The organism is Leisingera aquimarina DSM 24565 (genome assembly GCF_000473165.1).
Taxonomy (GTDB): Bacteria; Pseudomonadota; Alphaproteobacteria; order Rhodobacterales; family Rhodobacteraceae; genus Leisingera; species Leisingera aquimarina.
Window position 1 is genome coordinate 189,244 of sequence record NZ_AXBE01000011.1, and the last position, 17,916, is coordinate 207,159.

Annotated in this window: 18 protein-coding genes; 12 read left to right on the plus strand and 6 right to left on the minus strand. The window is 57.4% G+C overall.

All coding sequences use genetic code 11. The features are described from left to right. Positions 1 to 989 precede the first annotated feature (989 nt). The 5 genes from AQUI_RS0100955 to AQUI_RS26645 form a co-directional block, all read right to left on the minus strand. Complete coding sequence (locus AQUI_RS0100955) at positions 990 to 2,186, minus strand: helix-turn-helix domain-containing protein (RefSeq protein WP_027255868.1); 1,197 nt, start codon at positions 2,184 to 2,186, stop codon at positions 990 to 992. 318 nt (positions 2,187 to 2,504) lie between these two features. After that, positions 2,505 to 3,518 carry a plasmid partitioning protein RepB gene (repB, locus tag AQUI_RS26640; RefSeq protein ID WP_051371719.1) on the minus strand — a complete coding sequence of 338 codons (1,014 nt, stop codon included), beginning with the start codon at positions 3,516 to 3,518 and terminating at the stop codon, positions 2,505 to 2,507. Further along, positions 3,518 to 4,699 (minus strand): plasmid partitioning protein RepA, encoded by a 1,182-nt coding sequence (gene repA, locus AQUI_RS0100965; RefSeq protein ID WP_084294175.1) that lies wholly within the window; start codon positions 4,697 to 4,699, stop codon positions 3,518 to 3,520. Before repA ends, repB begins: the two co-directional genes overlap by 1 nt. A 526-nt stretch (positions 4,700 to 5,225) precedes the next feature. Beyond that, entirely contained in the window at positions 5,226 to 6,182 is a 957-nt protein-coding gene (locus AQUI_RS0100975; RefSeq protein ID WP_051371721.1) for an alpha/beta fold hydrolase, read from the minus strand. A 96-nt stretch (positions 6,183 to 6,278) separates the two neighbouring features. Then, the gene (locus tag AQUI_RS26645; protein ID WP_084294177.1) at positions 6,279 to 7,928 is read right to left on the minus strand and encodes an RcgA family putative transporter; all 1,650 of its coding nucleotides are present in this window, start codon (positions 7,926 to 7,928) and stop codon (positions 6,279 to 6,281) included. A 112-nt stretch (positions 7,929 to 8,040) separates the two neighbouring features. Here AQUI_RS26645 and AQUI_RS0100985 point away from each other — a divergent pair, with 112 nt between their 5' ends. Further along, entirely contained in the window at positions 8,041 to 8,283 is a 243-nt protein-coding gene (locus AQUI_RS0100985; RefSeq protein ID WP_027255871.1) for a hypothetical protein, read from the plus strand. A 15-nt stretch (positions 8,284 to 8,298) separates the two neighbouring features. On the opposite strand, the gene repC is transcribed toward AQUI_RS0100985, so the two are convergent. Continuing rightward, a complete protein-coding gene (gene repC, locus AQUI_RS0100990) occupies positions 8,299 to 9,558 on the minus strand; it encodes a replication initiation protein RepC (protein WP_211235974.1) in 1,260 nt (419 codons plus the stop codon). A gap of 520 nt (positions 9,559 to 10,078) precedes the next feature. Here repC and AQUI_RS26650 point away from each other — a divergent pair. The 11 genes from AQUI_RS26650 to AQUI_RS29060 all read left to right on the plus strand — a co-directional run bounded on the left by AQUI_RS26650 (position 10,079) and on the right by AQUI_RS29060 (position 17,906). Continuing rightward, the gene (locus AQUI_RS26650; RefSeq protein ID WP_156916735.1) at positions 10,079 to 10,459 is read left to right on the plus strand and encodes a hypothetical protein; all 381 of its coding nucleotides are present in this window, start codon (positions 10,079 to 10,081) and stop codon (positions 10,457 to 10,459) included. A 229-nt stretch (positions 10,460 to 10,688) separates the two neighbouring features. Continuing rightward, entirely contained in the window at positions 10,689 to 11,054 is a 366-nt protein-coding gene (locus AQUI_RS0101000; protein ID WP_027255873.1) for a hypothetical protein, read from the plus strand. 57 nt (positions 11,055 to 11,111) lie between these two features. Then, entirely contained in the window at positions 11,112 to 11,399 is a 288-nt protein-coding gene (gene traL / locus AQUI_RS0101005) for a type IV conjugative transfer system protein TraL (RefSeq protein WP_035919424.1), read from the plus strand. Next, entirely contained in the window at positions 11,399 to 11,953 is a 555-nt protein-coding gene (locus AQUI_RS0101010; RefSeq protein WP_051371724.1) for a TraE/TraK family type IV conjugative transfer system protein, read from the plus strand. Before traL ends, AQUI_RS0101010 begins: the two co-directional genes overlap by 1 nt. 8 nt (positions 11,954 to 11,961) lie before the next feature. After that, positions 11,962 to 12,675 (plus strand): TraK domain-containing protein, encoded by a 714-nt coding sequence (locus AQUI_RS0101015; RefSeq protein WP_156916736.1) that lies wholly within the window; start codon positions 11,962 to 11,964, stop codon positions 12,673 to 12,675. Beyond that, positions 12,675 to 13,955 (plus strand): TraB/VirB10 family protein, encoded by a 1,281-nt coding sequence (locus tag AQUI_RS0101020; RefSeq protein ID WP_027255877.1) that lies wholly within the window; start codon positions 12,675 to 12,677, stop codon positions 13,953 to 13,955. The genes AQUI_RS0101015 and AQUI_RS0101020 overlap by 1 nt, the downstream gene beginning before the upstream one ends. Further along, positions 13,952 to 14,341 carry a TraV family lipoprotein gene (locus AQUI_RS0101025; protein ID WP_027255878.1) on the plus strand — a complete coding sequence of 130 codons (390 nt, stop codon included), beginning with the start codon at positions 13,952 to 13,954 and terminating at the stop codon, positions 14,339 to 14,341. The genes AQUI_RS0101020 and AQUI_RS0101025 overlap by 4 nt, the downstream gene beginning before the upstream one ends. Continuing rightward, entirely contained in the window at positions 14,341 to 14,565 is a 225-nt protein-coding gene (locus AQUI_RS30495; RefSeq protein WP_156916737.1) for a hypothetical protein, read from the plus strand. The genes AQUI_RS0101025 and AQUI_RS30495 overlap by 1 nt, the downstream gene beginning before the upstream one ends. Next, a complete protein-coding gene (locus AQUI_RS0101030) occupies positions 14,562 to 17,048 on the plus strand; it encodes a TraC family protein (RefSeq protein WP_027255879.1) in 2,487 nt (828 codons plus the stop codon). Before AQUI_RS30495 ends, AQUI_RS0101030 begins: the two co-directional genes overlap by 4 nt. Then, complete coding sequence (locus AQUI_RS0101035) at positions 17,045 to 17,407, plus strand: TrbI F-type domain-containing protein (protein ID WP_027255880.1); 363 nt, start codon at positions 17,045 to 17,047, stop codon at positions 17,405 to 17,407. The genes AQUI_RS0101030 and AQUI_RS0101035 overlap by 4 nt, the downstream gene beginning before the upstream one ends. Further along, the gene (locus AQUI_RS29060; protein ID WP_051371726.1) at positions 17,394 to 17,906 is read left to right on the plus strand and encodes a S26 family signal peptidase; all 513 of its coding nucleotides are present in this window, start codon (positions 17,394 to 17,396) and stop codon (positions 17,904 to 17,906) included. Before AQUI_RS0101035 ends, AQUI_RS29060 begins: the two co-directional genes overlap by 14 nt. The last annotated feature ends 10 nt before the right edge of the window (positions 17,907 to 17,916 follow it).

Consider the following 17,916-nt stretch of genomic DNA (forward strand, 5'->3'; position numbering starts at 1 on the left):
GTTCTCCTGACAAGTATCTTTTCGAAGAACATTAGCTGTCTCGGTTGCCTGGCGGGCGACCGCTAGGGTCAACCCCAAGCATTCCTATTGCCGCTTGGTCCAAGGATAAGAGTGATTTGCGCACGCCGACCGCTGGAGCTCCTTTACATCGCCTAGGCAGTCTCTGTTCGAGGATCAAGCGGCTCCTTGGGAAGACTGCGTGTGGCTGAGTTGCCCACCGGGCAACTTGCATTGCGAATTGTTACGCGCAGTTGGTTCAGGACGCTTCCGAGATGCCGGTTGCAAGAGTTTAGACGCGGTTGACCAGCGGGCAAATCTTAAGCGGAGATGTGGTGAAACATGGGTAAGGCTTGTCGGTGATCCTTCGTTGCCCGGTGGGCAACATTCAAATGGACAGCTGAGATTGAGCTTCGTTGGCGCTCATGAAAGGCGTTGCCCATCGGGCAATTGAATAGCGACACGGTATTGGCCTTAATACAACGAAGGCGCAAATAGCAACACGGCTGCCATGATTTTGGCCGACATTCGGAAACCAAAAGAGGAGCGGCAAACGCACCGACCTGACCCAAGCGCATTCAAACACTGCCGGCAGAAAGTTCTGCTCACATTTGAAGCGTGGCGGGTGGCAGTGAGCGTAATGGGTTTCATGCGAAGGGCCCGACGTGACAGCGTGAGTCTAGATTGTGGTGGCGGGTTGCCCAGCGGGCAATCTAAATGAGGATGCCCTTGGCACAGAAGTAGTCGCGATCATTATAGGGCGGCCAACTGAGATTCGTAAATACCCTGAACGTGGATATGACTTCCCAGCAAGACACGAGCAGCTGAGCGGCAGACGGCCTTGCGATTGAAGCCAACAGCCAAGATCAGCTCGTTAAGCTCAGCTATGCGCGGATCTTCCGGCGGGTTCTTGCAGCCGCACAATGGCGGTTTTGGGTTGCAGATACGCTTGGGGTAGACGCTTCAATGCAGGTAGGAGCCGTCTTCCTTCCTCATGGCAATACGGTGCCCGCGGGCAACGCCCGTCTGACGGCCTGTTCAAAATAGGGAAGGGGATGACTAATCATCTCCACCTTTTGGATCATGTGATCGAATATCGAGATGATCTTTTCCAGACCTATCATGCGAAGCACCTGACCGTATGGGACTTGGTGAAGACCAAGGCTTAGACCCAAGCAGCGCAAGCTGTCCATCAGACTATCTCTGCACTGTCCGTGCGGAGGGAGAAAGCTTGATGCATGGGGATATTTCCCCAGCATTGCTTCATAGGCCAAAGGCGCATTTATTGAGGGTGTATCAGAACTGTCCGGCCTTTCTTTAATATTCAATTTTTGTGACTCTACTTGGCGGGTAGAATGCCCGTTGCTGACGGGTCGATCTTCGGTCTGGCGTGCGTCTGCAGTCAACTTAGCCTTGGGTTCGTCAGCGTTTTCGGATGGCGCAACGTCAGGCTGCGTAGCCGGATGGCCCGCGGGCAGGGCAGGGGACTCGGATTTTGCATCCGGTTCTGGGTCGTGTTCACTAGCGAGCAGTTCCAGGACTTGTGACCGCGCCTCTTCGATTTGCTCGATTGTCGTTGTCTCGCGCCGGAGCAGTTTGGTGAGGCCGTCCAGAAACGTGCGCGCATGATCGTCAATGGACGTCAGGCACTCAAGAGCCCTGCGCCGTAATGAGAGGGTCTCGGCGCGCAGGTTGCGGCGCTCCTCAGCTTGCCGGATGATCTCTTCAGACATCCGTTGCAGGACAGCAGCCGCTTGGAACGCAGGTGTCAGATCGATTCCATAAGCATCGACGATCTTGCCGTCACGCTTCAATGGAAAGCGTTTGCCGGTAGCGCTGTTCCGGCGCCGCACCAGACCGCGGTCAACAAGCTTGCGAATATGCTTCCTCAGATTGCTCTCATCCATGCCTGCCGCTCTCTGACAGATCGTCGTATTGGATGCGAAGCAGATGAGAAGTTTATCTGGCGTCCCTGGAACTTCTCCTGTCTTGGCATCTTTCAAGTCAAGCAGGGACAACATGGCTTGCAGCGCCGTCAGGTCTCCCGTGTTCAGACCGAGCCGCTTCTTGCACGTTTTGATAAGCCCATAGAGATCCCAGCGCAGGATCGGCCGGAAGGCCGATCCTGCGGTTTGAGCGCACGTCTCCGGCGCCCCGGCACCAAGTGCCGCGGTTGTAAGTGATTTCATGCCATTTCAGACGGCAAAAGTTCCCCGTTCACCGAATACAGTGTTGTCAGTGATTCAATTTTGGGCTATCTGTAAGTTGCTACACAAAACAGAGGCCCTCTGAAGACATCGTCTTTGGGGGGTTCTTTTGCTAGATGCCTGCTCCTTCTTCTGCTCGCTTACCTCAACCCGGATGCTTGGTCCGGGCGCTCCTATTTCTCAGGGGCGGATTGCCCACCGGGCAACGCTTGGTCAGCTCGCCGTGTTGCCCGCCGGGCAACACCTGAACCGGCCGAGGAGTTGCCCACTGGGCAATTCAATTCGAAACCCGAAAAATTCCTATTTATCAATGTCTTGACCCTTGTTCTCGTGCCAGTCCTCGTAGATCCGCTCCAAATTCCTTTCCAGGTATTCGAGGAAAGCTGGCGGAGCCTTCCGGTCGGCTTTCACCGTAAGAGAACGTGGTGTGCGGCCCATCTTGTAGCCGTCACGGCCGATCCTCGTTTGCTGGGTAGGGGAGGGGGCCTCAGAAAGGCGCTCCCTACGCAACGCCGCGAGGAGCGCTTTGAGGCGCTCGGGGCTCGGCAGATCCGGATCGATCATCTTCAGCAAGCGTGCCTGGCCTGGAGCATCATCTCCTGACAAGATCTTGCGCAGCGCCTCCCAGGGGCGGCGTCCTGCGCCATGTGCGGCGCCGACGGCCATGATGACGTCCCGCGGAATGTCTCGAACCACACCGCGCATCTTCGAAGCTTGTGTCTTGTCGATCCCAAGTGCCTTGTGGATCGTATCCGAGGAGTAACCCGCTTCCGTGACCTGAGTGACGAAGATCGCTTTTTCGATATAGCTAGTTTCCAGCCGGGCGGCATTCTCAAGCCCCTGTGCGATCAGCGCATCTTCATCACTGATCTCGACAACCATCGCACGGACATCTAGGCCCAGTTGACGGCAAGCCAAGATACGCCGGCGGCCATATACAACCTCGTAGCGGTCTCCAGCAACTTTCCGCAGAAGGACTGGAACCTGCTGACCATTCTCCTTGATCGACTCTTTCAGAGCTTCAAGATCTTCTCGGACGTCCAGCCGGTCTTTGAACCGCGAGCTGTCGATACGCGTCGGATCAACGTCCTGAAGGGAACGGAGCATCTGCTCCTGGAAGGATCTCTGAAAAATCTTTATGTTCGGGTTGCTACGCTTGCGTGGCGTAAGATCATCCTGATCCCCAGAGGCGCTGGTCTCCGTCTGGCTTTCGCCCAATTCGGGCGGATCAAAGCCGGTATCATCAGAAGGGTCAGCTTCGTGATCATTCATTGCATTGCGCAGCGTGCTCGAGAAGATGTTCTTGCGCGCCATTACTCCCTCCCCCATGCCTTGCGGAGATCGGCTTCGACCTCATCTGCGATGCCGGAGATGGAGGTAACGATCCGGTCATAGGTCGATCTCGTCATGTCCCGTGGCTCAACCTCCAGAACCGGCTGCTTGGTATTGGCCGCATCGCCGATCGCGGTTGATTTTACGAATTCATTGCTCATCACAGAGTCACCGAGCACTGTTCTGAGATAGGACGCCACCTGCAGTTGCGGCTGATCCCCGGTTTCATACCTGGTGATCAGGAAGCGTATGAAATCATAGGTCTTATCCCGATCCTGCTCCTCCACCACCTGCATAAGTTCGGATGCCATGTCCATGAAGGTCGCAAGCGACATCACGTCCAGCATTGAGGCCGTGAGGGGGATCAGCATCCCCGTGGAAGCGAAGAGTGCCGAGATCACCGCAAAGGAAAGTTGCGGCGGGGTGTCGAACATCACGATGTCATAATCATTGCGGACCTGATCCAGCGCTTCTGCCATGCGGCTGTGAAACGGGGAGCCGGACTTGCCGTCCCGGAAGGAGAGGGCGGTCTCGTACTCGAATTCAATGATGTCCATCGAGGCCGGAACAAGGTCGATGCCCGGGAAATAGGTCTTGCGGATCACTTCCCTGATAGGCAGCGGCGCCTTATAGCTCACCACGTTGTAGGAGCTGGGCATGTCAGGCATCAGCTCCGGGGACAAGCCGAAGAGGTTGGTCATCGACGCCTGCGCGTCAAGGTCGACAAGCAGGAGGCGATAACCTCGTAGCGCCAGAAGCTGCGCCAAATTGGTTGTTGAACTGGTCTTCGAAACGCCCCCCTTGAGGTTGAAGACCGTGACTACCTTCAGCTCTTCTCCAGGCTGCCGGCGCCGGTACTCCTTGATGGAAATACGGCCCTCCTTCCAGAGAAATTCCCGGATTTCCTGCATCTCTTCAGCGGCAAAGTAGCGCCGATTCCCGTTTACCAGCGTGCCTGTCGGCATCTTGTCAGCGTAGGTCTTGATGTAGTGGCGGAAGGTGTTCGGATTGATGCCGATGAAGTCGCCCACCTCCTTCATTGAGTATGAACGCAGGCCCTTTTGAGCATCCGGAGGAAATATCTCTGTGCTATGGTCCTGCAAGCTCTTTGAAAGCTTGCTCGAAAAGGTCTCAAGCCTTTTCGAGCCTCGAATCCCGCTCATACTGTCCTCAATTTTTTATTGTGTTTAGCTTTGCATAACAGGTTTCAGGCAGAGTTCCACAAATTTCTGTTGAGGGGGGCTGTTGGGTGTTGAGGCGCCTCGCTACTGCTGAGGTAAATATTCCCTGTTATTCAAGGGCTTTTGGCACAAATCCCGCGGAAGCAAGGCTATCCACAGACTTATGCACAGGCATGCAATGCCGATGATCGTTGCTTGAGCGCAACCGAAAGATGCCCGACAGGGGTCACGCGGTCAGGGATGCTGGAAGCTCTGATTGATTCTGCAAATCGAGTGTACTTCCGAAAAAGCCTTCCCATTCCGAGAGCTCGGACCGGTCGATGATCGAAACATCGACCTCCCAGGGCATCGGGTCGTCCTCATCGCAGCCAGACCCGGTCGGTTACTTCACAGTGCCTTGGCCTTATACGTCAGGCACTGCGACCGGTTCATCTCGAGCCGCCAAACTCTACTTTGGCCGTGCCTCGCGGCAGCCACCAATGACTTCACCTCACTAACAGCACTCCCCTCAAGCAGCCTGTTCCTTTTTGATAGCCGTAGAAAACAGCCCATCTATTTGGGCAAAGATCCTCCCGCGGACTGCGGGGCTTTCAGCAAACAACTCGTGCTTGGCATTTTTAATCAACTTCAAACTGCCGCCGGGCCAGCGTGCCATGCGGTTTTGAATCGCGGGAATGTCAACGATTTGATCCTGATCGCCGCAGAAGGTGATGCATGGGATTTGCGGAGATGCCACGCCTGACAGGCTCCGGGTTTCTCGAAGCGCCTGGAACAGCCAGCCCATGCTTGGTCCGCCAATTTGCAGCTCGGACAGCGACCGGGCTTGATTTACCCAGTGCTGATACATATCCGGATCATTTGTAAGCTTGTTGCCTTCGAACGCAGAGTCCAGAACATAGGTTTGACCGGTATAACCGGGAGCATAAATGTGGCCTTTTCCCAAGGCTTGAGCGGCCCATGTCAGAGGCCACGCTGCCATACGCTCAAGAAGGGAAAGTTTTATCCCGAACATCGGTGCGGTGAATGCACACGCCGACACTGGCAGGCCTTCCGTCAAAGCGCGAAAGCCAATGCAGGCACCCATCGAATGCCCGATCAGATACCAGGGTTTCGGAAGATCAAGCTTCTCTGCAGCCTCGAACATCGCGGCGGCATCCATCTGAAATTCGGAAAAGCGCTTCACATGGCCTGTCTTCCGGTCCCCGGTGACCCGGTCAGCGAGACCTTGCCCGCGCCAGTCGATCGCGAATGCCGTATAGCCCAGCCTATCGAGATCCGCGGCCGTGCGGCCCCATAGCTCTATGTACTCCGTGCGACCCGGGAACAGGAACACAGTGCCTTTGCAAGCCTGGCCGGTTTTCCACAGCCCCGCACGGAGGCGTACATTATCTTTTGCGTGTATCCAATAGGCCGACCCGTTTTCAGGGCCTTCAGCTGCCTTGGAGTAGTAAACTGCTTTTTCCACTATCAATAAGTCTCTTTATTATAAGTTATTTCGGGCACAACCAGCTCGCCTGCAGCACACCGGAGCCGAGTTTCGCGGCGGCAGCCATGATAATGCTCAGGCCGCATCCGCAATTTTTCTGAATTCCTGCTCCTGTGTTCGCCAGAAAAGACTGCCGATTGCAACTACCACACTGCCGGCCAGCAGAATTGAAAAGCCGTGGAACTGGCCAACAAGGAGAAACGTGGCGGCGAGCAGAACAACGACAAAAACCATCTTGAACCACAAAATTTTAGCAGGGGCTTCCTGCCGGCTTTCTTTTGTCCCGACAGGCGGTTCTGCTACCGCAGACAGGTCCAGAACCCAATAGATTTGGGCGAAACAGACAAAAAATACAAAGCAGGTAACGAACATAAGAAGGAAACTTGTGAAGAACGGGGACGGACTCTGGTCAAGCCAATCCCACTCTGCGTTCTGCACACCGAAAGCTGCTCGCATATCGTTGATCAGCCAGTCTGCTATGGTCGCCCCATCTGATATCAAATACGCGGCATTCAGTTTTATGCAGGTGGCAAGCAGGATCCCCAAAACCGTGCAGCGAAAGATCCCCCGCATGATTGTGGTTCCGGCTTCGTGAACCTGGCGCTGGTGCTCTTCATTGGTGTCAAGCTCGGGGGCATTACGCACTCCGCAGTAGTCACTGACAATCGTGTACAGCAAGAGAAGACCGATGAAAAAGAACCAGTAGATCATACCGGAATAAAGGAATGCGAACATGGACACCATGATAGCTTCCGGGACCGATGCAACCTCGGGGCGGGCGAGGACCACGAGGATCCAATCCAGCATGGCATTGCCCGGGTCGCCCTGCAGGAGCGTGCGCAAATACACTCCTGCCCACTGAACAAAAAAAACCATCAGAAAACAAATCAGGAAGATCGCCCAGTATGAAAGGGAGAATGAGTCCACCTTGCGCGTCCAGCCTTCATCGCCAGTCAAATCCCCGTGGATCGCTGCCAGCGAAGCGCGCCCGTCTTCTTTCCAGAACGACAGCAGCTCTGCCGCGAATATCAGGAACAGCGGCAGCAAGGCCATCTCGCCAACAGTCCAGCTCAAAGACCAATAGAACCCGACTTGTTTGTCCAAGCCCTCGATCGGGCTGTAGGTGACACTGTGGACACCCATGATATAGGCCAGGAACCAGAGCACACCGCCGCTAGCCCAAACCGCAATCGGCAAGTTCAATGAGTTGCGGCCGTGGAAAAGGGCTTCGGACGTCCTCGCCAGGCTGAACCGCCGCTTTGGCTGTACGGCGGCGGCATCTTGTGGTCTTTCCTCAGGCACAAGCACCAGGTTGCTCAAGGCAGCATCCGGAACAGGCAGCTGATCCCGCGGCGCGGACTTTCTTTTCTGTCGTCTCTTCGCCGCCAGCCGCGATTGCGCCGCACTCAGTTCTGCCTGCCATTCGCTGGTTGCTGCTGGGTCTCCGCACCCGAACACTCTGGCAAGCCAGCGGATATTGTCTGCACTTATTCCCTTCTCGTTGTCCTGAAACCAGAGTTGAACGGTGCGCAGATCAATGCCGGTCCGGTTCGCATCGATCTGAGAAATTGCATCGGCAAGCAGATCCGGCGTCCAGGGCCCTTCAGGGAACCCGTCCTTGTCCACGGGCCGGCCGACGCCGGCGGCTGCAGCCTGTTTGAACAGGTCTTTGAATGTCCCTCCGTTCGATGATGGAGGCTGAAATAATTTATCTCGTTTTAACAATAGCTTAAAAACTTTCGTTTCGTTATGTTTCGCAAGTCTTCGTATCCTATCGTGCCACTCGCTCGATTCGACGTATTCAGCACGCCGATTCAATTTAATGGTGTGCTAACCAATGAACAACGGCATCAAAGAAGCCATAGAAGCAATGGGTGTGCGGGTCGGAAAACCGCTCAGCGGGTACGAGCCAGCCGCACGCTCTCTGAAAGCCTGTGAACGCCCGGAGGGGGCTGCGCATCGTGCGAGGAAAGGTGTCAGAAAACAGGCGGTTCCGGTAGCCCAGGTTGAGGACGCGCGGGGCAAGACCGGTGTCGCCTATTTCTGGAACACGGGAGAATTCGAACTGGATTGGAGGTAGCCGTATGCGCAGCCGTCATCCGGTGTCACCCCGTTTCATCAGCCCGAACAAACTCTGCACAAGGTTAAGCTGTCCGGCGGCATGCCGCCGGGTCATGGCCCTGAGCGCTCCGCCCGGATTGGCTATTGGAGTAACCGGGTGGAAGCGGTTCCGGTCGATGAGCAGAACACACAGCATTGCCGCGATTTCTCCCATTTGACCGGCAGCATCCTGGTAGGCAGAAGGGTGAATGCCGAGGGGATGCAGCCGGTCAATGGCAGCGTTTATGAAATCCCGCTCATCAAAGTTTGGCCTGTCGCCGCGGGAGATCATGACCTGCATTTGCATGTCGCTGGAACAGAGGTTGAACAGCCTGGTCAGCGTAAGACGGGCCCCGAAGCTGCGGACGTCGTCCTTGTGAACCCGATCCGGCGCCGCATACTGCTTTTCTAAGCAATCTGCACGGCCGTCAGGCTGTGCAGCACAAACATCCATGCCTGCCCGCTTGCGGGCAGTCCCTATCTTCACGGGATCGTTACAGGGTACAATTTTTTCTTGAGTTGTATCTTGTAAATAGCGGCGGACATCTCTGTCCGGCAGGGCGGACTCTTCATGCTTCGTTTCGGCGAAAGCCTGCAACTCTTCAAGAACCGTGCTGACCTCACCCAAATGATCCCGCAACGCGCTTGCTGACACAGAAGCGTTGTAGCGGACGGGCCAGCCGGTGAATTCCTGCGCCAGCGCTGACAAAATCTGGCTTTCGGGATATACCGGCTGCAGTTCCATCAGCAGTGATTTGATCCGGCGCTTTGCAGCACTGACTTTCTGCTTCAGCACAGACCGGTCAATCCTGCCGGATGCAACATCGGCCTCCAGACTTATGAGGCGGGGAATTGCTTCAATCAACGGAGTGAAAACGATGCCCTGGCGGAACTCTTCACCGTTGGCCTTCCGGTAGCGGCAGCGGCGGCCATTCATAGCAGCTTCGTTGCGGATGAAACCGAAGACCTGCTCCAGGGCTCTTTCAATACGCCTGACCGTCCGTTCGTCCTTGCCGGTCTGGTATGCGATATTTGTCTGCATTGAAAAGCAGACCGGTTCCATTGCCGGGTCGGTCCAATCGGATGGCCTGGTTTCGTCAATCATGGCGAGCACAACGGTCAACTGGCCATCATTCATTCCGAGTGCAGGGGCTATTCGTCTCAGCAGGCGCTCGACGTCGCTGCGCTGCATGTTCCCTGGAAGTACCGGAAAGGTTTTCGCCTCATTCTGTGAGGCATAGGCATATCTGCTCAATTTCTTGCTCCGTGTCATTGAAGCAAGGCGAAACGGCTTACGAATAAGGCAAAAAATCTTTGTTCGCACGAATGCGTTTTCACTTGCCTGCTATGCCGGGGATGCACTAGGAAAAGGGTGACGAGTTATTTTCCTGCATCCCCCCGTATTGGCTACGCCTTGCGGGGGTTTCGCTTTTCAGCGTGATGTGATGGGCTGTTTGTCCTTTCAGGGCTGAAGTTTCTTGCATGCCGGCATTCAACCCGGCGGTTCGTCGGTGAACGCCTGCACAAGCTATTTCCCTGCGCAGTCCATGGCGGGGCACCGCACGGGTCCCTGCAAATCCTTGGCTATCCTCCTGGTCTCCATGCACACGCAGTGGCGGGTGAAATAAAATTCGAGATGATCAAAATTTCATTCCGGTCTATTATCGTCTGTTGACACGAAATTGATAAATGTGGCAAGCAGCGATTACGGGATGCGGTGGCTTCTCGTTGAACAATCATCTTGCTAGGAAGTCATCTCCAACAGGGGACGACACATGCCGATAGAGAGACATCAATCCTTGGTCACGGTCGCTGGCGTAAACAGCTGGAAAAAGGCGGGGAAAGTCTTTCGAGTTCGGTATGACCTGGTAAAACCAGGGGTGAACAGCGGTGCGCCGGCCTACAACTGTATTTACATTGTCGACGGCCAGGAGCACGTGCTGGTCGCGACCAACGCCAGGCCGACCGGGTTCATTGAAGAACGTCAAATCAGCCTTTGGCCGGGCGTTCTCAAAAAGCACCACCTGCAATACGGAGACGGTTCAATGCTGGTCTTCAATCCCGAAGACCAAACCCTCTCTACCTGGATGGTCGGGCCCGATGGCAAGGCTGAACTCAGCACAACCGGCGAGGACAGCACCGGGGCGGACAACTAACCAAGACGCCGCACTCCCTGAGATTGCGGGCAGTCAATTTCAAACTGTGCGCGAACCCGCAGCTACGCCTCGTAGCGGGTCTGCTCCACCTATGCACGCAGCCCGGGCATGCGCTGAATTTCCTGATTATCAAACACATTCCGAATTTCGCCCGCAACCGGCGAGATCCCGCGGTGTCGGACCCGCGGGTTATTTCTGTGCATCTGAAACTATGAAAGGAACGAGGGATATGCACATTTCGAAGACCCTGAAGATTGGCGCGCTTGCTGCAGCAGTGGCTGTGGCTGGAACCAGCGCAATGGCGGCCGGTTCGGACACCGGTGTTGAAGCCGGTTTCTATGCGCTCGGCCAGGACCTGAACACCATTCTCGATGGTGCAGGCGGTTACGTCATCCTGATCCTGTCTGTGATCATCGGTGGCGCAACTCTGGCAGTTACCGGCCGCTGGGGCCATGTGTTCATTGCCATCGGTGTTGCGGTTTTCCTGGGCTACGGCGTCCAAACCGCCACCAGCCTCGGCGGTGTTACTGCAAGCACCGATCTTCTGGAGCTGCCGGCTGTGGAGGCCCCCGTTTCGGAAACCGTCACTCAGTGATCCGGACCTGCTTCCCGCGCCTTCGGGTGCGGGAAGCAATCCCTGAAAGGAAGAGGCATGGACAAGGTCGTCAAAGTGGAACAGAGGCTGCAAGACCCGCCGCAGTTCTTTTTCCTGCCTGCCGATGAGGCGGTGGCCGGAATGTTTCCTATTGTACTAGGCCTCCTTGGCCGCCAGGCGTTTTTTGGCTTCGCAGCCGGGCTTGCGTTTTATTTCATCTGGAAACGTGTGAAGGGCGAGCGTGGATTGCATGGGCTTCTGGCTCTTCTCTATTGGATCACTCCGAAAGAGATCACCATCTATCGGTCCTTCCCGGATAGCGCTGTCAGCGCCTGGAGGGCGTGATGAACTTTCAGAACATGAACAAAGCCCTGAACCGCTCCCGGAAAGCGGTGCTGACTCTGGGCGTTGTATCGGCTGGACTGGTTGGTGCCGTCGTGATGCTGTCGGCCAAGCTCTATTCGCAGTCCAATCAGGTGGTTCTTGTGCCTACCACCGTCAGCGACGGGATGGTGGCGCGCGGCACGGTGGACAAAGGCTATGTTGAGGCACTGGCGCTGGATGCAGTCTATGCGATGTACAACAGCTCGCCCCGGACCCTTCATTACGGGCGCGGCGTCCTGGAACGGCTGAGCGGCCCGGCTGAGCGGGCCGGCATCCTGGATACTTACGACCGGATTGCCAAGGACATCACCGAACGCAAGATCTCGACCGTCTTCTTTCCCCGGAAGATCGAGCACAACTTTGCCACCTATGAAGTGGTGGTTGAAGGCGACCTCGCCACTTATCTGGAAACAACTCAAGTCACCCGCGAAGACCGCCGGATTTTGATCCGGTTCAAGCCGCAAGCCGGTTCAGTCCGGCTCGCCGCTATCGGGAAAATCTCAGCGGAGGAGTGAAGCTGACCATGATGAAGACTTTGAAACTGGCTGCGGTCTTCGCGGCCGGGCTGGCAGCGGCTTGCCCGGTGAATGCGGCAGATCAGCGTTTTACCGTCTCTGAGGATGGCCTTGTCCGCTTCAAGGCATCTGTCACCGGCATTACCCGGGTCAGTGTCGTGGGCGACCGGATCACGTCGATTGTCAACGACAATGAGGCATCGGTCTATCAGGTCCGCAATGACGAAAAGACCGGGGATTTGTTCCTCAAATATGCAGGCCCGGAGGGAATGCCGGAAAAGGAAGGCGGCTATCTGGTCACGGAAAAGGGCCTGACAGTCGCCTATGAAATCCTGCCGATCCGCGCGAGCACGCAAACCGCGCTGATCACGGTCAGAAGCAAGAACCCGGAACCGGAGGCTGCTGCGGGCAGCGGCGGCTTCGCCGGCACCTCACTTGGCGGCGGCGACGGGTTTGCAGCTCAGCTGACAGCCGCGACCCGCGACACCATCAGGTCTAAGATCCGCAACCCGCGCCCGGGCAGCGCTCGCCATGGTGCGCTGATCACCTCGCACCGCACCGGTGAGCTGGTTGGCGAGGTTCGTGTGGCCGCGGCCGGCAAGTCGCCTCGGCAGGTTCGGGAACAGGAGTTTTACCGGGCTGGCGTGCTGTCGGTTTGGGTTCAGAAAAAGAGCCTCGCTGCCGGTGAGCGGTCCTGGGTTGTTGTTGTGAGGGCGAAGTGATGGCGCAGAAAGACCGCAAAAAGAACCAGATCATTGCCATTGGTGTTGTTGGCGCCGTCGTGGTCGGTGGCTTTATTGTCCTTGGGTCGATGATGAACGGCGGAGCAGGGGGCGCGGGTCTGCCAAAACGCTCCAATCCCACAGTTGACGAAACGATTATTTCGGACCGCACGGCTGCGGCCTCACCGGAAATGTCCTGGATCACCTCTGGGCGGATCCAAATGGAGCAGTTGCAAAAGGAACTGGAAGAGCAGCGCAAGCTGGTCGAGCAGTCCCGTCGGGAAGCCGAACAACAGGCTGAAGCAATCCGTCAGGAGTATGACGAACCGATCCTGCAGCTGATCGAGAAAATCTCGACGCTGGAAACACAACTGGCTGAAGCCAAGAGCCGCCCTGCCGCCAGCGGGCCGGAGCAATCGTTCAATGCCGCGGCGCAATTGCCCGGCAAAGAGCAGTTGACCCGGGACCCTGCGGAAATCGGGCCGGGAAATGACTTCATTGAGCGCCGCACCCCTACGCGCACCACACCCCGCCGGACGGGGCAAACAGCCGGTGATGGGGAAGGGGGCTCGGCTCGCAGCAACTTCGGGCAGAGTTTCACACTCGCCACCATCGAGCAGCCGCAAACGGAAGAACGCGAGATCCGCCGCCTGGGCAGCTACCTCCCGGCAGGCAGCTACGCGCCAGCAGTTGTCCTTTCGGGCGCCGATGCGGCCACCAATGTGTCTAACCGGGACAATCCGATTCCGGTTCTGTTCCGGATTACCGGCTCTGCAGTGACCGCAGCGCTTGGAAACCGTCAGCCCGCGCGGGTGAACCTGAAGGGCTGCACCGTGCAAGGATCTGCAACCGGTGATCTGTCGTCGGAACGGGTCAAGGTGCGCCTGATCTCCATGACCTGCGTAAACCGGCAGGGGGAAGTTCTGGAAACCAAAGTTGCGGGCTACATGGCAGGGTCCGGCAAGGAGGGCGTGCGCGGGCACGTCGTAAGCCGTGAAGGTGCCAACGTCCGGAATGCTGCCATCGCGGGTGCTTTGGGTGGTCTGGGCAAAGGGCTGAGTGCCGGAGCTACCGCGTCTCTCAGCCAGGAAAACGCTTCGGTCAGTCAGATCCTGCAGAGCGCAGGCGCAGGCACACTGGCCGGCGGAGCGGAAGAAGCGGCCAGCACGCTGGCTGATTATTACATCAAACGGGCCGAACAGTATCAGCCGGTGGTCTCCCTCTATGGCGGAACCAAGGTCGAGCTCGTGTTTCTCGAAGGGGTGGAGCTGGGCCAATGAAGAAAATCGCAAGCCTGATTTTGATCGCGCTGGCCGCTGGCTGTGCCAATCCGAACACGGAAAATGACTTCCTGTGTGAAGCGCAGCAAGGGTCGCCCTGTACAACTATCGGTGCTGTGGACGGCACTGGATCCGCTGCTGTGACCTCGGTTCAGGAGCGTCCCGAAGACACTGCGGTGAAGAGCCTTGCACAAAATCCGCTGTTCTCCGGCAAAGGAGCTGTCACCGGCCTGCCGGACGGCGGTTTTCCCTACAACGCTGCGGCCTACCGCTCTCCGGAAGTCGTCGGAACGCTCTGGATTGCGCCGATCCTTGATGAAGGCGGGATCATGCATGAAGCGCGCTTTGTGCATTTCGTGATTCAGGAAGGGCAGTGGCGGCAGTAATGAGCAAACCCAGCGCAACAAGCCTGAGCGACAAGGCAGCCCGCATGGTTTCGATCAGGCAAGAGCGGCGCAAAGCTGGTTTTGTCGAAGTGACGGTGTGGCTCCCTGTAGAGCAAGTTCGCCACTTCCGTGATGAGGCTTGGAAAGCTGTTGAAGCCGTAAGCCGCTCTTTTCCACGCAATACCCTATTGGGCCAAAAACGCCGTCAGAGGGGCAGGAAATGAAATTTTTTCGTGACATAATGGACGGTCTGTTCGGGGATGTCCCGTGGACAGAGGAAGAGCCGGACCTGATGGAGGGGGATGTGCTCTCCGACATTCTGCCGTGGCGGGTCTATGATCCGGAACACAAGCTCTATCACTTCACCCACGGCAGCGGCTTCCTCATGGAAGTGGGCGCGTCGATCGGTCAAAACGATTTGGCTGAGAATATCGGCGGTGTGATTGCCGCCAACCTGCCGTCCAGCGCCACTTTTCAGGTGCTGAACTGGACCTCTCCGGCCATCGAACCGGTTGCCGGGCGGTGGAAAACGGCGCGGCTTGGCCGTTCGGATCTGATTGACGAAATGGTCCGTCAGCGGGTGTCCCACCTTCAGGAAATGCGTTTTGGCATTGATGAGGATGGTGCCCGTGCCATCCCCTTGGACAGGCACATCTTCGTCGCGGTCTGGCAGGAAGGGGAAGAGCTTGGCATTGAGGACGAAAAGCGCCTCAAGTCCATGCGCTCGGCCCTCAGGAACGTGTTCGCCACGGCTAGCTGGTCGATGGATGTAGAGCCGCCGCGCTTTCTCGCACTTCTGAGGGAGCTGTTCCACGCTGCCCGCCCGGAAGGGAGCAGTGAAGACTGGGACCAGGAAGCCTATGACGACAACATGCCGCTCAACTATCAGCTGCCCGGCGCGTCCCTGCGGGTTGGAAGCCAAGCCCTTCAATTCTCCGGAAGCCCAGAGCTGGCGGCTACTGTCTCTTCGGTGAATGCCTACCCGGGGGAATGGGTCTTTGGCCTTGGCATGGCACTCAACGGTGATCCGGCCCGGCTGATGGACCGGCCGCTCGGCCCGGTTCTGACATCCTTCACGCTGAAGGCGATGCCAGGGCAGAAAGCCGGGGCGTTCATTCTGAAGAAACGGGGCATGGCGGAACACGCTGCCAACAGTTCCTTTGGCAGGTTTGTCCCGAATTTCGCGGAGAAAAAGGCTGAGCTGGACGGACTGGCGGCTGAAATCCAAGCGGGCGAACGCCTCTTTGAAACACTCTATACTATCGTTGCCTACGCCAGGGGCGGTGCAACAGAGGCGCAGATGGCGGCAGGGGAGGTGGAATCCATCTACCGGCGCCAGCGGATCAAACTCTCCAAAGACACTTTCCTGCAGCTTCCCTTATTCCTTGCCAGCCTGCCGTTTGGCTGCTCGGGCAGGATGATGTCCGACTTCGGGCGGCAGATGCGTATGCGGCTTATGAAATCGACAGCGGCAATGGCCTTCCTGCCAGTGCATGGGGAGTGGATGGGCAATGCCCGGGGAACCGGAATGCTGCTGGCTGGCCGTCAGGGGCAGGTGTTCCAGTGGGACAATTTCCGTTCGTCGGGCAACTACAACACCGCCGTGGTAGGCAAGTCCGGGGCCGGTAAATCAGTGTTCATGCAGGAACTGGCGGTGGGGATTTATACCTCCGGCGGCAACGTCCTGGTGATTGACGACGGCTATTCGTTCAAAACCACAGCGGAAATCCTGGGCGGCAAGCACATTGCTTTTGACGGCCAGACCCGCAACCGCCTCAACCCGTTTTCTCTGCTCGATGCGGGTGCCATGGGGCAGGACGAATACAAGACTGATGCCATCGAGCTGGTCACCCGCGTTGTCGCCTCGATGGCTGATCTCGGCGGCCACACTGGCGGCCGGGTTGAAGGGGTTGAAGAGGACTATATCCGCACGGCCATTGCCCAGGTCTGGGACGAAAAGGGCCGGGACGGTGAAATCTCCGATGTGCGCGACCGGCTGCAGGATGCCGCGGCTGGTGAGCCGCGGCTGCCGGATGTGGTGCGCAAACTCAACCGGTATTCCCGCGGCGGGCCCTACGGCCATTACTTTGAAGGCGAGGCCAATATTGCACTGGATGCCCCGTTCACGGTGGTGGAGCTGAGCGACATCAAGGGGCAGGCCGGTCTTGAGGCGACCATCCTGCAGATCGTCATGTTCCTTGGCACCGAACTGATGTTCAAAACTTCCCGCTCCACGCCTACAGCCATCGTGATTGATGAAGCTTGGGATCTGCTGAAAGGAACCGGCACTGCGGCCTTTATCGAGGGTGTCGTGCGCCGGGCGCGGAAATACACCGGGGCGCTGATCACGGGCACGCAGTCGATGCAGGACTATAAGGCCAACCCCGCCGCCAGCGTCTGCCTGGAAAACTCGGACTTCCGGATCTTCCTGGCCCAGAAACCGGAGAGCATCGACGCGCTGCAGAGCATCGACCCGCCGGTGAAAATGCTCCTGAAGTCGCTGACTTCGGTTCCGGGCCGGTTCTCCGAACTGGCAATTCAAATGCCTGAGGGCTTTGCCTACGGGCGTCTGCTGCTCGATCCGTTCTCGCTGGCAGTGTTCTCTTCCAAAGGCTCCACGGTTGAGCGGATGAACCACTACAAGGCTGAAGGAATGAGCACAGTGGAAGCCATCAAAACCCTTGTTGAGCGGGGGGAAGTGGCTTGAGCTGGCGTAAGATTACCCTCATTGCGCTTTTCCTTGTGGCGATGGCCCAGGTCGCAGTGTTTGCCTTCCTGCTGTTGTTCGATCTCTTGCGTGATGAGCCTCCGGCGGTTGCGGTTTTCGACCCGGAAAAGAGCCTGACCATGTTTGTGGTCTGGTCGAATGGCCGGGTGCCGGATGAACAATTCGGGGACACACTCCCAGCGTTCCAGCAGGCTGTTCAGTTGGAAATTGACCGGCTGTCCGGCCAGACCGGCCAAATTGTTGTCCGTAAAGGCGCCGTCCTATCGGCTGCGGGCCTTCAGGCCGCAGATGTCACCGGCATCATCATGGAAAAGGTGCTGAGTGATGCGGCGTTCTAAGCTGGTTATAATCCTGCCTGTCCTGGCAGTGACCGTTGCCGGTTACTACGGGCTTGCCTGCGGGCGGCTGGTTGTGAATGCGACCGGCAGCCTGAAAGGCAATGCCTATGCAATGGTGACTTGGCCGCTGATCCTGCGGCCGGGTGCCATCGTCGCGGTTGAAATGCCGGAGGTTCTGCAGGGAAAGTTCGGCGGGCATGAATTTTACCTGACCAAGCGGATTGCCGGAGTAGCCGGCGATCCGGTCCGCCGCTCGGGCGATAGCATCTGCATCAATGGAACCTGTGTCGAGGGGCAGCTGAAGAACGGCGCGCTTGTTGCACCGCTCTGGCAGGGCGATGTGGTGCCGGACGGCATGATTGCCGTGTTTGGAGACAGCCCGGACAGCCTGGACAGCCGGTATTCAGTGATCGGCCCGCGGCCGGCGGCGGAAGTCGTCGCCGCCGGATTTGAAATCCCTTTCCCCCATTGGACAGACCTTGCGGAGCGCTGGAAATGACCCCGCCGCA

Excerpts from the sequence above, each read along its gene's own strand:
- AQUI_RS0100955 (WP_027255868.1), bottom strand. The coding sequence starts at position 2,186 with ATGAAATCACTTACAACCGCGGCACTTGGTGCCGGGGCGCCGGAGACG.
- repB (WP_051371719.1), bottom strand. The coding sequence starts at position 3,518 with ATGGCGCGCAAGAACATCTTCTCGAGCACGCTGCGCAATGCAATGAAT.
- repA (WP_084294175.1), bottom strand. The coding sequence starts at position 4,699 with ATGAGCGGGATTCGAGGCTCGAAAAGGCTTGAGACCTTTTCGAGCAAG.
- AQUI_RS0100985 (WP_027255871.1), top strand. The coding sequence starts at position 8,041 with ATGAACAACGGCATCAAAGAAGCCATAGAAGCAATGGGTGTGCGGGTC.
- AQUI_RS26650 (WP_156916735.1), top strand. The coding sequence starts at position 10,079 with ATGCCGATAGAGAGACATCAATCCTTGGTCACGGTCGCTGGCGTAAAC.
- AQUI_RS0101000 (WP_027255873.1), top strand. The coding sequence starts at position 10,689 with ATGCACATTTCGAAGACCCTGAAGATTGGCGCGCTTGCTGCAGCAGTG.
- traL (WP_035919424.1), top strand. The coding sequence starts at position 11,112 with ATGGACAAGGTCGTCAAAGTGGAACAGAGGCTGCAAGACCCGCCGCAG.
- AQUI_RS0101010 (WP_051371724.1), top strand. The coding sequence starts at position 11,399 with ATGAACTTTCAGAACATGAACAAAGCCCTGAACCGCTCCCGGAAAGCG.
- AQUI_RS0101015 (WP_156916736.1), top strand. The coding sequence starts at position 11,962 with ATGATGAAGACTTTGAAACTGGCTGCGGTCTTCGCGGCCGGGCTGGCA.
- AQUI_RS0101020 (WP_027255877.1), top strand. The coding sequence starts at position 12,675 with ATGGCGCAGAAAGACCGCAAAAAGAACCAGATCATTGCCATTGGTGTT.
- AQUI_RS0101025 (WP_027255878.1), top strand. The coding sequence starts at position 13,952 with ATGAAGAAAATCGCAAGCCTGATTTTGATCGCGCTGGCCGCTGGCTGT.
- AQUI_RS30495 (WP_156916737.1), top strand. The coding sequence starts at position 14,341 with ATGAGCAAACCCAGCGCAACAAGCCTGAGCGACAAGGCAGCCCGCATG.
- AQUI_RS0101030 (WP_027255879.1), top strand. The coding sequence starts at position 14,562 with ATGAAATTTTTTCGTGACATAATGGACGGTCTGTTCGGGGATGTCCCG.
- AQUI_RS29060 (WP_051371726.1), top strand. The coding sequence starts at position 17,394 with ATGCGGCGTTCTAAGCTGGTTATAATCCTGCCTGTCCTGGCAGTGACC.